This window comes from Pseudoalteromonas sp. UCD-33C, assembly GCF_001306895.1.
In the GTDB taxonomy this organism is placed as follows: domain Bacteria; phylum Pseudomonadota; class Gammaproteobacteria; order Enterobacterales; family Alteromonadaceae; genus Pseudoalteromonas.
Genome location: NZ_LJTB01000003.1, coordinates 73,695 through 88,520, shown reverse-complemented (window position 1 = coordinate 88,520; position 14,826 = coordinate 73,695). Strand labels below are relative to the sequence as shown.

The window sequence follows — 14,826 nt, the reverse complement described above, 5'->3', positions numbered from 1 at the left end:
AGAGGAAATCGGTGAACGCAGGGTTTATTAATCGCTTAGTAGGCACCACGATTGTGGTTGTGGCGGCTATTGTCTTCATTCCAAACATTTTGGATGGTGAGAAGGTTCATTATAAAGAAGGCTTTAAAGCTATTCCTGAACGCCCTGAGTTCACTACGATAGACTTGCAAGAGGTGATTGATAATAAAGTCGCCTCTGCCGAGCAACCTTCGCAAATCCCGGTTGAAGATACGCAAGCAAACGATGCTGATCTTGTCGCAAATGAAACCCAGCAAATTGATACTGCACCGCAAATGGTTGAAGCTTCAACTGATGAGCCGGTAATTAACAAAGCTGAGCCGAAAGTTGCAGTGCAAGAGCCTGCCAAGCCAGCTGCTAAAACGCCTGAGCCAACCCGTAAGCCAGAAGAGAACCTCACACAAATGGCTTATGTTATTCAACTGGGCAGTTTTTCTCACGCACCTAATGTGAAATCACTACAAGAAAAATTAAAAGCGAATGGTTTCAAAACCTTCACTCGCCCAATTAAAACCCCGAACGGCACACTGACAAAAGTCTTTGTAGGTCCTTCACTTAGCAAGAAAGAGTTAGAAAGTAAGCTTCCTGAGTTAAAGCAGTTAACCAAGTTAAACGGCAAAGTTACTCAGTTTGAAATTACAAAATGATCTGGCATCCAAATACCCAAACCACCTGTAGATCCATGATTCAGCGCTATCACAGGGTTTTCAATACAAGGCGTGGCGATGCAGGAATGTAGGTACCTTTCAAATTGCCACAACACAGTAGTGGAAGCCCTGTGAAGCGCCCGAAGGGCATGGCTAAAACGCATTTATTCTGCGTTATTGATTTTCACAAGGGGACACCACTCCCTACAATCAATGCCTTGCCTAAATGCGTTTTATCTCATGCTGAATTCTTGCATCCACAGGTGGTTTGGGTATAGAATGCGCCCCAAATTAACGACTAGTTGGTTCTTATGATCTGGGTTGATTACGCCATACTTGGCATTATTGCACTATCCACTATCATCGGCTTAATACGTGGCTTTGTAAAAGAAGCAATGTCATTAGCTGTATGGGCTGGCGCATTTATCATCTCTAGTTTGTTTTACCAATATTTAGCATCCTTCCTAACAAGTATTTCAGAACCCCTTTTAAGAAATGCAGCCGCAATAGCCATATTATTCTTTGCGACACTCCTGTTGGGTGGGTTACTAAACTATATTTTAGGTGAACTTGTACAACGTACTGGTTTATCTGGCACAGACCGTGTTTTCGGCATAGTGTTTGGTGCTCTTCGTGGCGTGTTGGTCGTAAGCGCGTTACTCTTCTTTCTTGATGCTTTTACCGGTGCACCTAATACGCATTGGTGGGGCAACTCTATTTTGATTCCAGAATTTGGCTTTGTTGTTGAGTGGTTCTTCTCGTACCTCGAAAACAACTCGAGCTTTTTAAATTCTGTAAACCGTTAATCGGCGAGGATAAATTTAATGTGTGGTATCGTTGGCATAGTCGGAACTTCTCCTGTTAATCAGGCGTTATATGACGGCTTAACTGTTTTGCAACACCGCGGTCAAGATGCAGCTGGCATCATTACCATTGAAAACAACACGTTTAGCTTACGTAAAGCCAATGGCCTTGTAAAAGATGTATTTCATACACGCCATATGAAACGTCTGCAAGGTACAATTGGTATTGGCCATGTTCGCTACCCGACAGCTGGTTCTTCTAGCTCGTCTGAAGCGCAACCTTTCTATGTTAACTCGCCATTTGGTATCGCACTTGCGCACAATGGTAACTTAACAAACGCAGAAGCATTAAAGCAGCAATTATTTTCAGAAGCTCGCCGTCATGTTAATACAACATCTGACTCTGAAATTTTACTTAACATCATGGCGCATGAATTAAGTAAATCGAACAAGCTAAAACTTGATGCTGAAGATATCTTCACAGCGGTAACTGAAGTGAATAATAAAGTAACCGGTGGTTATGCAACAATTGCAATGATCATTGGTCACGGTATTGTTGCGTTTCGTGATCCGAACGGTATTCGCCCATTAGTATTTGGTAAGCGTGAAACTGCAAATGGTACTGAGTACATGTTTGCATCAGAAAGCGTTGCTTTAAAAACAGATGGCTTTGAGTTTGTTCGTGACGTTGCACCAGGTGAAGCAATTTACGTAACTGAAGATGGTCAACTTTTCTCACAAGCGTGTGCTGAAAAAGCAACTTACTCGCCGTGTATCTTTGAGTTTGTTTACTTTGCGCGCCCAGACTCAACAATTGACCGTATGTCTGTTTATGCAACACGTGTAAACATGGGTACTAAGTTAGGTGAGAAAATCGCACGTGAATGGGCTGACAAAGACATCGATGTGGTTATTCCAATCCCAGAAACATCATGTGACGTAGCACTTGAGATTGCATCAGCTCTTAACCTGCCATACCGCCAAGGTTTTGTTAAAAACCGCTACATTGGCCGTACGTTTATCATGCCAGGCCAAGAAATGCGTAAGAAGTCAGTTCGTCAAAAACTGAATGCCATTGACCGTGAGTTCAAAGGTAAAAACGTATTACTTGTTGATGACTCAATTGTTCGTGGTACAACGTCAGCGCAAATCGTTGAAATGGCTCGTGAGTCAGGTGCGAAGAACGTTTACTTCGCATCAGCAGCGCCAGAGATTCGTTTCCCGAACGTTTACGGTATTGATATGCCATCGGCAGCAGAGCTAATTGCTCATGGCCGTGAAGTTGAAGATATCAACGCCAGCATTGGTGCAGATGGTCTTATCTATCAATCGCTAGATGATTTAATCTCAGCAGTAAGCCAAGAAAACCCAGAAATCACCCGTTTTGAAACATCAGTATTTGATGGTCAATACATCACAGGTGATATCGACCAAGATTACCTAAACCACATTGACCGTTTACGTAATGATTCAGCGAAATCAACTCGTGAAAATGCGATGTCAGCAAGTTTAGAGTTACATAACCAAGAAGAAAACAGCGCTGATTAATCAGCCTTGATTTGATTGGTATAAAAAAGGAGCTTCACAGCTCCTTTTTTGTTTATGGAAAGAAAGGAAAATAACAATGAACTTAAGTAAACATAGGGTGGACAATTCCGTTAGTCCATAAAATAGCTGTCGCAGCTAAAATAATTACCAGTAAGATCAGCCCACAGGTGACTACTGAACTGGCATAGATAAATCCTCGCTCTTCAGGAATGTGCATTAAAATTGGCACCCCTGTGTAGAGTAAGTAAACTGAGTAGGCCAGTGCTACAAGGCCTACACATACCACAAACCATAGTTCAGGTAAGAATGCCGCAAATGAAGACATAAATACCGGCGTTGCAGTATAAGCTGCAAGCTCTAGGGTTTGTGTAAAGGTGGGTTTTGCACCAAAGGTCACTGCCATCCAATGAGCTAAATATGCCAGTGCAAAAACGCCCGCAATTAGTGCAAAGTACATCGCAACCGCGATAAGTAATGCACTATCATGGGTTAAATATACAGCCTCACCTGCGCCAATACTCCAGCCCAAATAAACTGATGAATAGTAGCCCATCAATGAAGGAATACAGGCTATTAATAAAATGTGCGATAAGCTATAGCGCAAGCTTTCATGACGGTTATCAATTGTTTGCCATTCTTCGAGTGGGTGAGCGTATAAGCCCCATAAGTGGTTTAGAATCATAATCATTGCCCCTGTAAAAAAGGAATATGAGCTGTTTTATTTTTGTACAGCTTTGATTAAGTTATGGTTCAGTAATTAAATCTTGTCAAGAAGCTGAAATAATCGATATAGCCGATTAAATGTAACTCTTTAGTGCATATAGAAAATTAACTCGCACTGATGTGGGTCACTTAAAAAAGTTTAAAACTTAACTTTGTGTCTGAAATTTCAAACCTGAACTGAAAAAATATTGGTCTGCAAAACAGCCGTTATTTTGCAGCGTGTTAAAGTAGTGGTAAATTTAGTCCGATTATTATTTTGACATCTAAAGTAAAAGGGAAGTTATGTTGATAAGGGACTTATATATTGGTTTTATCAAGATAAGCTTGTTAATAAGCTCTTTAATTCTCGCGTCATCATTAAGGGCAAGCGATGATACCAGTTGTAATACTATAGAGTCATGTATTGCTTTGATCCCTGCTATTGAAGGGAAAGCTTGGGGGGCAGGAAAGGTTGATGACGCCGTAAGAGACAAGCTCAAGTCTTTTGGCCGAGATGCGTTATTACCACTAGCTAAACTCACTGGTGAAGATAACCCTAATCGTCGTAAAGTTGCTGACAGTTTGATTGCGGATATCAAAGATCTAAATGTAAATGACTTTTCAATAATCCAGCATGTTATCCAGAACAATATTGAGCTTAATGGCGGTGGAGGTTGGTCATATGGAGCGCTCGGGTATGTTGGAGGGGATAATGCTGGTAAATATCTAGTTTCTGAATTGAAAAGAGTTCAATCCGCTTCAAACCAAATAGGCACTGCATTTAATAGATTAGGGGTGGAAGGCATTCCATATTTAATCGAAGGTCTTCGTTGTTATGGCTACTGCTCTGAAGAGGAGTTCAGAGGGTTTAGTGAAGTCTTCTACAATTATCAACGATGGACAAAAATTTCAGATGATAAATTTGCATTGCAATTATTTAGTTTAGCAACGAATGAAAAGATAAATTTGCATGCTAGGCATACCGCACTGTCAGTTATTGGTTATTTGACTGAAAGTCCACTAATCGCGAAACAGATACACCAATATGCTGAAAAGAATATTGAGTTTTCTGGCTCTGCTTTAATGTCTCTTCAGAACATGAAAAGTTCTTTAGCAACTGAGATGTTGGTTAATCAGTTAACTAATGAGAAAAATAAATCTATTTTCCAAGATAGAAATTTTATGGTGCTTAATGATCTCTCTGAATTAGGAACTGCAGGTAAAAATGCAGGTGGTAGAGTGATGCAATTTTTAAATTCAGAACACTGGGAAGACCGTATTAATGCTTCTTTAACACTGGGGTACATTGGTTATTTTCAAGCGATTCCCGAGCTTAGAAAGCAGCTGTCGAACCCTTCTGATTGGCAGCAGGTTTATGCAGCAGTGAAAGCGTTAAGGCTACTTTCTGATAAAACCACCCTTGTTGATCTTGAGAGAGTCGCTACTAATCATTGGTTTAAACCTTTAAGGGAGTACGCTGAAAAAGCAGTAGTCGCGATTAAAATGGGCAAAGAGTATGACTCCATAAGCAAAAATCAAAATCTAGCCTCTGATTTTTTTGATTATCAGCAGTTAGGAGAAGAAAACCACACTTGTGATATTACTGATTACCCAAAAATTTCCGAATCAGTGGAAACAAAGCAGTACAATGATAAAGACAATAAATTAGCGTTTTTTCAGTACAAAGATCCAATGTGCTCTAACAAAGAATTTTACCAGTTTTACAGCGATTACTGCTCATCTGATGAAAGTATCTTAGTACCAGCTATAGCTGCAAAGTATGGCGAAAATTGGCTGATAGGTGATAATCGAGGTGAATGGGGTGGCGAGCTTGTTGTTTTTCAAAGCGGAAGACTAACTGACACTCTGCTAACGGAAAATATTGAGGATGTATACGTAGTCGGTGAGTTTGCTTATGTTATTACCGGGCTTGCGCATATGTCATTAAATAATGGCTTAATTTATAGATTACAAAAAACTAATGCCGGTTACTTTATTCAGCCTTTTTATCGATTACCAGGTGCACCAAGAACATCATGGAAAATAAGTGATGATTCAATATTAATAAATACTGTTTCTGGAGCTGTTATTTTTAACCCGAGCGATGGTCTTAAAATGGCAAACTGTAAATAGTAAAACTGATAACAGCAGTTGATCTCAATTAATTAAGTTTTAATGCATTGTGGTAGAATAACGCTAGTTTTAAATAGATAGTTTAGTGTTTGTTTGAAAACAAATACTTATGATGAGTAAGAAAATTGGACGAATTATTAAAACCGATTAATGCTTTTTTAAAGTGCGAAACGCCTGATGAGTGGATTGCTGCGGCAACCAAAAAAGAAAACTTAGATGTGGTTTTAATCGACCATCTTATCTGTGAATTAAAAGCAGCTCAGTCTGCCATGTTTTTAATTCGTAAGTACGCGGTTGATAAAGAAAGCAGTGATGCGTTGCTTGAGTGGTTAAAACCATTTGAGACGCTTGTATATAAGCGAGAAGGAGATTGGCGTGAGCTTGCAGATAAAAACAAGCTGGCTAAATCAATGATCCCAAAATCTAACTCACCTTATGGGCAAGATCTCATTGATAAAATGGTGATGCTCATTAAAGAAGAACTACATCACTTTTATCAAGTCCTTGAGATCATGGATGAATATGGTATTGAATATAAAAGTATTACTCCATGTCGTTATGCCAAAGGGATGCTGCGCCACGTGAAAACTTACGAGCCTGATGCTTTGGTTGATAAGTTAATTATCGGTGCTTACATCGAAGCTCGTTCATGTGAGCGCTTTGCTAAATTAGCCCCACATGTTGATAAACGCTTAGGTGATTTTTATATCTCACTACTGCGCTCTGAAGCGCGTCATTACCAAGATTATTTAACTCTTGCGCAAGAAATCAGTGAGTTTGATATTACTGAGCGTGTTGAATTTTTTGGTCAATTTGAAGCTGAGCTTATTTCAACCCCAGATGAAGACTTTAAATTTCACAGCGGTGTGCCTGCATAATATATTAAATCAGAGCGCCTGTTTGGCGCTCTAGTTCATTTATCTTGCCAAATTAGTGGGTTTTACCCCTATTCAAATTAACTAATTCTCATTACTTTTCTAATACTTATTCATTTATTGTTTTAGTAAATAATTTGTATCTTTTAAAATCTTGCACTACCTTTGACCTAGGTTGCTATTAACATTCGTAAGATAGAATCATAAGTTGTTAAAAGGAGAAGTCATGCGTGATTCTAATGTGCCTTTCGAGTTTAAAGAAGATGCTTCTGAACAATCGTATGCCCAAAAAACATGGAAAGTTTTAACGGTTGAAGACGACTTAAATTATCAACAAGCATTACTAAACAGTTTTAATGCCATATCTCTAGATAACAATGAGTCTCTTGAGGTATTAACGGCAAATTCAGTGTCAGAGGCATCGTCTGTGTTATCGCGTCACAAAGACATCGCTATTGTATTTCTTGATGTGGTAATGGAAGAAGATGATTCAGGCCTACGACTTGTGAATACTATTCGCCACGTATTAGGCAACAACGATATACGCATAGTGCTATTAACAGGGCAGCCAAGCTTTGCCCCCGAACCACAAGTAATGCAATCGCTTGATATTGACGAATATTGGAATAAGTCTGACATGACGGTAGATAAACTTAAATCTATCGTTAGTAGCCATCTTCGTACGTATCAATATATTTCGCAAATCTCAAATGCCAAACAAGGACTGCAGTTAGTACTTGATGCGGCAAGAAGCATTAATAGTAAACACGACATACGTGCATTTTCTCATGCGGTGCTAGATGAAATAGGTAAAATTTTGCATCTATCTAAGGGAGGCGGCGTATTATGCGTTGGCAATGAAAAGCACGTTGATAAACACCCAAAAGTTCTTACTAGTGTCGGTTGTTACAGAGGGCTTGATGGTAAAGAGCTCAGCACTGATGTGCTCAGTGAAGAAGCACAGCAATCGTATATTTTAGCAAGAGATAAAAAAGAGCATGTGTTTTCTGAGCATTACAGTGTTTTTTATTTTGATACCGCTGATGTTGATGTTAGCTATTACATCACGATTGTTAAATCAGATGTTCCCATCGACGAGCATAATGTATTTTTACTAAAGGTATTTAGTGAAAATGTCAGTACAGGCTTTTCGAATATTGCACTGATGAACCGCCTTACTGAGCTTGCTTACACCGATATAACGCTAAACATGCCCAACAGGAACTGGCTCCAGCGCGAAATCGATAACATGAACAAATACGAACAAGCTGAAACTCAGTTAGTGGTGTTTGAGATACTTCAGTTTGACGAAAAGTCTTTTCGGTTTGGTCATGAATTTTGTAAAAAAACACATCTAAAAATGCGCGAGAATATTTTGCAAGCCTTAGCGCCGTATCACCCTCGTATCGCTGTTTTTAAAAGTGATTGTTTAGGTGTTTTAGTGTCAAGCCATGCATTTGAAGATGAAAGCGTTGTTGACTCTTTAAAACGTCAATCTTTTGAAATTGATGGGGTAAAACAGTATTTAGATGTGCGTATTTTAGTTATGCAATTAATCGCCTTTGAAGATCATAACGCAGAGCAAATATTCAATTTAGCAGAGTCTACTCTTAATGATGAAAACACACAAAGAGCTGAGCTTCTCTATTATACGTTAGATAATACCAAAGCGATTACACGGCGCTATGAATTGATGCAAGAGCTGCGCACCGCAATACGCAACAAAGAGCTCCAAGTAGCCCTACAACCCAAGGTTAATTTAACCACTAATGAAGTCATTGGTTTTGAAGCTCTGGCGCGATGGCAAAGAGGTGATGGAACATTTGTCAGACCCGATGAGTTTATTGAACTTGCCGAAACTGCAGGACTTATTAGTGAGTTAGATAAACTTATTTTCGATAAAATAATGCAGACGATTAAGCAATTTGCAGAGCAGGGCGTTAGTTTGCCAATCGCGTTTAATGCCTCTACGTTTGATTTGTTAGCCGATGATTACTTTGTTGAGATTGCGGCACGTATTGAGGAATATGGCATTTCACCTTCGTTACTTGAGCTTGAAGTAACAGAGACCCAAGCAATTTTTAACTATGAAAAGATCAATACATGTTTATGTCGTTTTGCGGGCTTGGGTATAAAAATTAGTATTGATGACTTTGGTACTGGCTATTCGTCACTTGCCCATATTAGTGAAATTCCTGCGCAGATAATAAAAATAGATCGCTGCTTTGTAACCGATATTCAAGAGTCAAAATCTAACCAACACATTATCGAAATGATAATGTTGCTGGCAGAAAAGTTTGGCTTTGCAGTAACAGCAGAGGGTATTGAAACAGAAGCCGAACACAACTGGCTTATTGAGGCGGGGTGTAATATAGGCCAGGGCTACTATTACGCAAAACCCATGTTTTATGATGATGCATTGCAGTGGCTAAAGGGCAGGTCTAATTAACTTTTATGGTAGAAGTAACAAGCCAATATAAGCCACTGAAAAAAAGTCTACTTTTTAAATTTATGGTCATGGTTGCTGTTAGCTTATTAATTAGCTTGATGGTTTATGTGATTCAATACCAAATACAAAAAAGTAGTGTCACGCTTTTGCAAGATAACACCTTACTTGCCGCTCACAATACCCTTAGCAGGGAGCTTGGTGATGTACGTAAAGTAGTTAAGTTGCTGGTGGCCGATGACATATTAAAGCAAAGCGGTGAAAGCGCATTACTTGAGCATCAAATACAAACCCATTTTGTGAACTTTGGTTTAGCCGCAGAAAACATTTCTCAAATACGTTGGCTAGATAGTGAAGGCCAAGAAAGGTATCGGGTTAACTTTAAAGCAGGGCAAGCGGAGCGAGTACCAACAAAACAGTTACAAAATAAAAGTAGCCGTTATTATTTTACCGAGGGTATGGAGCACAGGAAGGGTGAAGTTTATATCACGCCAATAGATTTAAATGTAGAGCGTGGCGCAGTTGTTACACCGTATGAACCAACATTAAGAGCATCTTACCGAACCACAAGCGATGATTTTATTCTAGATGGGTTAGTGGTTGTCAATTTTGACCTGTCGAAAACTTTACAGCAAATAAAGTCACTCAGCACCTTACAAGCACAAATACAATTAATTAATGGCGAAGGTTATTGGTTGTTACATCCACACAAAGATAAAGAGTGGGGGTTTATGCTGGAGCAACCGATGCTGACACTCAGAAATGAAGATAGCTCATTATGGCAAGTAATCGCCCAACTGCCGAAATATCAGGATCTTATTGCATCGCACAGTCATGCAACTAGTTTTTTAAAAATGACCTTAGGTAATAATAGCGCAAATGGTACAAACGATATTATTGTACTGGTAAAGGCGGATGATTCTGTACAAAACGAGATTATCTTACGATCTTTTATTATCGCTTTAGCTTGTGCTATTAGTTTGATATTAATTTCTGGTTTATATCTGAAACGCAGTTATCGAGATCAACGTAAGATTATTAAAGCCAGAGCGCACTTAGAACACGAACAGCAGGAGCTGCTTACAGCCAATAGTAAGTTACAACGCTACATAAAACAGCAGCATCAACTACAAGGTGAACTCATTGAAGCACAAAGGTTGTCATCACTCGGTTTAATGGTGTCTGGTGTAGCCCACGAAATGAATACGCCACTGGGTGGTGCTGCTATTTCACTATCGAATGCACAATTAATTAATCAACAACTCAAAGATAAAATAGATGAAGGCTTTACTAAGCAGTTTTTAGAATCAAGCTTAGAAAAAGTTGCCGATAATTTAAGGCTTTCAAGAGTAAATTTAGAGAAGGCTATTGATCATGTGAAGAGCTTTAAAGAAATGGCCCATGATCGGTCAAACGATCAATATATTAGCTTTAATATCGAAAAAGTCATCGATGATCTACTACTTGGTTTAAAATCCCGCTTTAAAGCTTCAAAAGTAACCATAGAAACTAAAATCGATGTCAAAAAAGACATTGTTAGTCGCCCTGGGATTATCTCTCAGGTTATTGAGAGTTTAATCGTTAATGCAATTTCTCACGCCTTTGACGAGCTTGATAACAAACAAATTCAATTGCATGTACATTTAAATCAACAAGGTGACCTTTGTATTAGCGTTTCTGATAATGGTTGTGGGATTGATGACTCTTTGCGTAGTAACTTATTTGACCCCTTCGTGACTACATCTAGAAACCATGGTCATACAGGGTTAGGTTTGTACCTTGTGCATGAATGGGTTACGAGTGTTCTTAACGGAAAAATCCAGCTAGTTGCAAGCAAAGACCTACCTGAAGGAATCGCAACGCAGTTTAAGATAACCTTGCCACGCTTGAAAAAGAACAAAATTAGTTAGCATAGGTTTTTTCATATAGTTGCGTAATGTGACTAATTTCTTTTTCATTCAGTTCATAATGCTTCAGTATCTCTAAAAGCTTGCCTGACGCCGTAATTGCTTTAAGACCTAAAGATAAATTTTGTTGGAAATACTCAGCCTGAGGGTGATTTTTATCAGTAATCACATGTAAGTGTTGAGTAGCAAGATAGGGGGTAACTATTTCTAATTCTGTTTGCTTTGCTTGCTGTAAGCGCTCGCTATTATCGAGCCAATACAAGGCAACCTCTTTTGTGCCTGCAACTAAATCAACACGACCATGCTTTAATAGCAATAAGCTCTCAACCAAGCTACCCGTTGTTACTACGCTAAGGTTTGGGTGGTGCTCAAATTGCTCACTAACCACATAGTCTTCACCCTTGCTAATTGTATATGGCTTTAATGAATACAAAGAGCCTGTGTAGGTAATTTTGCTATCAACACGCTTGAATAACACGGTATGTGCGGTAGCTAATGAAGGTGAATATGTAAAATTTTTTGCTCTTTGCTTGGTATAAAAAGCACCTAGCACTGCAACACGTTTATGGCGTTTGGCAAGCTTTAGAGCACGTCCCCAGTGGGTGTATTCAATGGTGGCTTGATGTTTTTGTGTTTTCAGTGCTGCGATGATGACTTCGTGCAGCCAGCCCGGCTTGTTTGGCTTATCAATAAAATAAGGAGGAAACGGCTCTGTGACCAATTGCCAAGTTTGGCAATTGATTGAAAAGCTAAATAGTAAACAACAACATAAAAGGCTTAACCGACTCATCATAGATAATGCATTTTTTGACAATACTGGTTAAAGCATAGTTAAAATATCGGCTATTTAAAGGGCGTATGGACTAGTTTTTGCTGCTCTGGAGTAGCTCTTAAGTATGAACCTTGCTCATACCAGTCACCCAGTACAGTGCGGGTTAGTGTTTTTCCATTTTGCTTATAGTGATGCACATTAGGGCGGTGAGTATGACCGTGGATCATATTAGCAACCTGATGCTTTTCAAACATGGCTAAAACCGCATCTTCGGTAACATCTAAAATCTCTAAGGCTTTGCCAGCTTGGCTTTGTTTTGATTTTTCGCGGGCGTTGCGGGCAATCTTCTTACGATACCAAAGCGGCATAGCAAGCATTAGTTTTGGCCACCACCAACCACGGCTTTTTTTACGAAACTTTTGATATTCAATATCTTGAGTGCACATTTCATCACCGTGCAAGATAACTGTTGGAGTACCGTATAAATCAATAACAACTTGTTCAGGTAGTAAAGTCATACTTGCGCTTTTTGCATAGTCTTCTCGCATAATGAAATCGCGATTACCATGAATAAAAAACACCTCAGTACCACTTTCACTGACTTGGCTTAAACGTGCGGCAACACTCTTTGAAAGGTCAGTTTGATAGTCATCACCTACCCATACTTCAAAAAAGTCACCCAAAATATACAGTGCATCAACGTCATCATTAATAATCTTGCTATCAAGAAAATCAAAAAATGCCGCAGTGATGTCTGGGCGGTTTTCTGTTAAATGGAGGTCGGCAATAAAATAACTTTGTTTCATGGTTACTCGCAAAAAAGCGGGCAAAGGCCCGCTTAAAAAGACTAAACGATTAAATTAGCTAACCGTTACTTTTTCGATGATTACATCTTCAAGAGGTACGTCTTGGTGGAAGCCAGCGCTGCCAGTAGCAACACCTTTGATTTTGTTTACCACGTCCATACCTTCAACAACTTCTGCGAACACGCAGTAGCCCCAGCCTTGTGATGTTTCACTGCTGAAGTTTAAGAAGTCATTGTCGTTAACGTTAATGAAGAACTGCGCAGTTGCTGAATGTGGATCCGGCGTACGTGCCATTGCTAATGTGCCCACTTTATTTGCAAGGCCGTTGTTTGCTTCGTTTTCGATTGGGTTGTTTACTTCTTTTTGAACCATACCCGGCTCAAAACCACCGCCTTGTACCATGAAGCCATCAATTACACGGTGAAAGATAGTACCGTTGTAAAAGCCAGCATTCGCATACTCTAAGAAGTTTTTAACTGTGTTTGGTGCATCGCTTTCGTGCATCTTGATAGTGATGTCACCAAAGTTTGTGTGTAGTACAACCATGAGGTTTCCTATATCAGGTTTAATAATGGGGCTATTTTATAGTAGTTGTCTTTGATTAACAAAGAGCTTGTTTAAAACGATTAACAAAGTGCTTATTCAATTGATAAAGCGCTAGAGCAGCGGCTTTGCAAGTGTTACCATAGAGAATCTCGAAACACCGTTAAGGACATTTTATAAATGGTACAAATTTACAACACACTTACGCGACAAAAAGAGCAGTTTAAACCCCTTGTTGATGGCAAAATCGACATGTACGTGTGTGGTATCACCATTTATGATTACTGTCACATTGGTCATGCTCGTACTTTCGTTGGTTTTGACGTGATTGTGCGTTACCTACGCCACATCGGTTACGATTTAAAATACGTTCGTAACATCACTGATGTTGACGACAAAATCATTAAACGTGCTAACGAAAATGGTGAGTCAATTAATGATTTAACGACTCGTATGACCAAAGCCATGCATGAAGATTTCGACAGCTTAAATATGCTGCGTCCGGATGTTGAGCCAACAGTAACAAACCACATGGATGAAATAATCGCTATGGTTGAGCGTTTAATTGCCAAAGGCCATGCATATGTTGCTGCAGACGGTGATGTATTGTTTGATGTATCAACCTTTGAGCAGTACGGTGCGTTATCACAACAAGACCTAACCATGCTGCAAGCTGGTTCTCGTGTTGAAGTTGCACAAGATAAGCAAGATCCACTTGATTTCGTGCTTTGGAAAAAAGCCAAGCCAGAAGAGCCGTCATGGTCTTCACCATGGGGTGAGGGTCGCCCTGGTTGGCATATTGAATGTTCGGCAATGAGCTCTAAGCACTTAGGAGAACATTTTGATATTCACGGTGGTGGTTCAGATTTACAGTTCCCGCACCATGAAAACGAAATTGCTCAGTCATGCTGTGCAAATAACGGCAAGTACGTTAATACGTGGATCCACACAGGTATGGTTCAGGTTAATAAAGAGAAGATGTCTAAGTCTTTAAACAACTTCTTTACCGTACGTGACGTATTAAAAGAGTACGATGCTGAATCAGTTCGTTACTTCTTAATTTCAGGTCATTACCGTAGCCAGCTTAACTATTCGCAAGAAAACCTTGAGCAAGCACGTTCGTCACTTGAACGTATTTACACTGCACTGCGCGGCGTAACGCCAATCGAATGTGATTTAGCTAGCAGTGAATATGTGGCTAAATTCAGAAAAGCGATGGATGATGACTTTAACACACCAGAAGCATTGCCTGTATTATTTGAATTAGCAAAAGAGCTAAACCGTGTTAAAGACAGCGATGCAGAGCAAGCAGGTAAGCTAGCTTATGTACTACGCAGTGTTGCAGAGGTATTAGGGGTAGCACAACAAGATCCAGAAGCCTTTTTACAAGGTGGCCAAGCTGACGACGAAGTAGCACATATCGAAGCGTTAATAGCAAAGCGTAACGAAGCGCGCGCAAGCAAAGATTGGGCGGCAGCTGATGAAGCGCGCGATGCATTGAATGCGCTTGGTGTGGTACTTGAAGATTCGGCTGGAAAAACAACATGGCGTAAAGCCTAACTATTCATCGAAATATGATTAATTAAAAAAGGTTGCCAACGAGGCAACCTTTTTTGTTTTTGATCA

General features: G+C 39.6%; 12 protein-coding genes. 8 read left to right on the top strand and 4 right to left on the bottom strand.

The features are described 5' to 3' along the window. Positions 1 to 11 precede the first annotated feature (11 nt). From AOG26_RS08490 to purF, 3 genes are all read left to right on the top strand, one after another. Positions 12 to 665, top strand: a complete 654-nt coding sequence (locus tag AOG26_RS08490) for an SPOR domain-containing protein (protein WP_054562088.1) — start codon at positions 12 to 14, stop codon at positions 663 to 665. Positions 666 to 976: 311 nt separating this feature from the next. Continuing rightward, positions 977 to 1,471, top strand: a complete 495-nt coding sequence (locus AOG26_RS08485) for a CvpA family protein (RefSeq protein WP_036969851.1) — start codon at positions 977 to 979, stop codon at positions 1,469 to 1,471. An 18-nt stretch (positions 1,472 to 1,489) separates the two neighbouring features. Continuing rightward, complete coding sequence (gene purF / locus AOG26_RS08480) at positions 1,490 to 3,016, top strand: amidophosphoribosyltransferase (RefSeq protein WP_054562087.1); 1,527 nt, start codon at positions 1,490 to 1,492, stop codon at positions 3,014 to 3,016. A gap of 82 nt (positions 3,017 to 3,098) precedes the next feature. Here the strand turns inward: purF and AOG26_RS08475 are convergent, their stop codons facing one another. Further along, positions 3,099 to 3,698, bottom strand: a complete 600-nt coding sequence (locus AOG26_RS08475; RefSeq protein WP_054553157.1) for a Yip1 family protein — start codon at positions 3,696 to 3,698, stop codon at positions 3,099 to 3,101. Positions 3,699 to 4,021: 323 nt separating this feature from the next. Here AOG26_RS08475 and AOG26_RS08470 point away from each other — a divergent pair, with 323 nt between their 5' ends. The 4 genes from AOG26_RS08470 to AOG26_RS08455 all read left to right on the top strand — a co-directional run bounded on the left by AOG26_RS08470 (position 4,022) and on the right by AOG26_RS08455 (position 11,082). Then, positions 4,022 to 5,851, top strand: a complete 1,830-nt coding sequence (locus AOG26_RS08470) for a HEAT repeat domain-containing protein (RefSeq protein ID WP_054562086.1) — start codon at positions 4,022 to 4,024, stop codon at positions 5,849 to 5,851. A gap of 125 nt (positions 5,852 to 5,976) precedes the next feature. Beyond that, positions 5,977 to 6,729: a tRNA isopentenyl-2-thiomethyl-A-37 hydroxylase MiaE gene (gene miaE, locus AOG26_RS08465; protein WP_054562085.1), complete on the top strand. Its 753-nt coding sequence runs from the start codon at positions 5,977 to 5,979 to the stop codon at positions 6,727 to 6,729. Between the two features lie 223 nt (positions 6,730 to 6,952). After that, positions 6,953 to 9,175, top strand: a complete 2,223-nt coding sequence (locus tag AOG26_RS08460) for a GGDEF/EAL domain-containing response regulator (RefSeq protein WP_054562084.1) — start codon at positions 6,953 to 6,955, stop codon at positions 9,173 to 9,175. A gap of 5 nt (positions 9,176 to 9,180) precedes the next feature. Further along, entirely contained in the window at positions 9,181 to 11,082 is a 1,902-nt protein-coding gene (locus AOG26_RS08455; RefSeq protein WP_054562083.1) for a sensor histidine kinase, read from the top strand. On the opposite strand, the gene AOG26_RS08450 is transcribed toward AOG26_RS08455, so the two are convergent. The 3 genes from AOG26_RS08450 to AOG26_RS08440 are packed head-to-tail and all read right to left on the bottom strand — an operon-like array spanning position 11,075 to position 13,203. Then, the gene (locus tag AOG26_RS08450; protein ID WP_054562082.1) at positions 11,075 to 11,872 is read right to left on the bottom strand and encodes a transporter substrate-binding domain-containing protein; all 798 of its coding nucleotides are present in this window, start codon (positions 11,870 to 11,872) and stop codon (positions 11,075 to 11,077) included. The two genes, AOG26_RS08455 and AOG26_RS08450, sit on opposite strands and share 8 nt — an antisense overlap. 50 nt (positions 11,873 to 11,922) lie before the next feature. Continuing rightward, the gene (locus AOG26_RS08445; RefSeq protein ID WP_054562081.1) at positions 11,923 to 12,657 is read right to left on the bottom strand and encodes a UDP-2,3-diacylglucosamine diphosphatase; all 735 of its coding nucleotides are present in this window, start codon (positions 12,655 to 12,657) and stop codon (positions 11,923 to 11,925) included. 54 nt (positions 12,658 to 12,711) lie between these two features. Beyond that, positions 12,712 to 13,203: a peptidylprolyl isomerase gene (locus AOG26_RS08440; protein WP_054562080.1), complete on the bottom strand. Its 492-nt coding sequence runs from the start codon at positions 13,201 to 13,203 to the stop codon at positions 12,712 to 12,714. A gap of 177 nt (positions 13,204 to 13,380) precedes the next feature. Between AOG26_RS08440 and cysS the strand changes: the two genes are divergently transcribed. After that, positions 13,381 to 14,760: a cysteine--tRNA ligase gene (gene cysS, locus AOG26_RS08435; RefSeq protein ID WP_054562079.1), complete on the top strand. Its 1,380-nt coding sequence runs from the start codon at positions 13,381 to 13,383 to the stop codon at positions 14,758 to 14,760. The last annotated feature ends 66 nt before the right edge of the window (positions 14,761 to 14,826 follow it).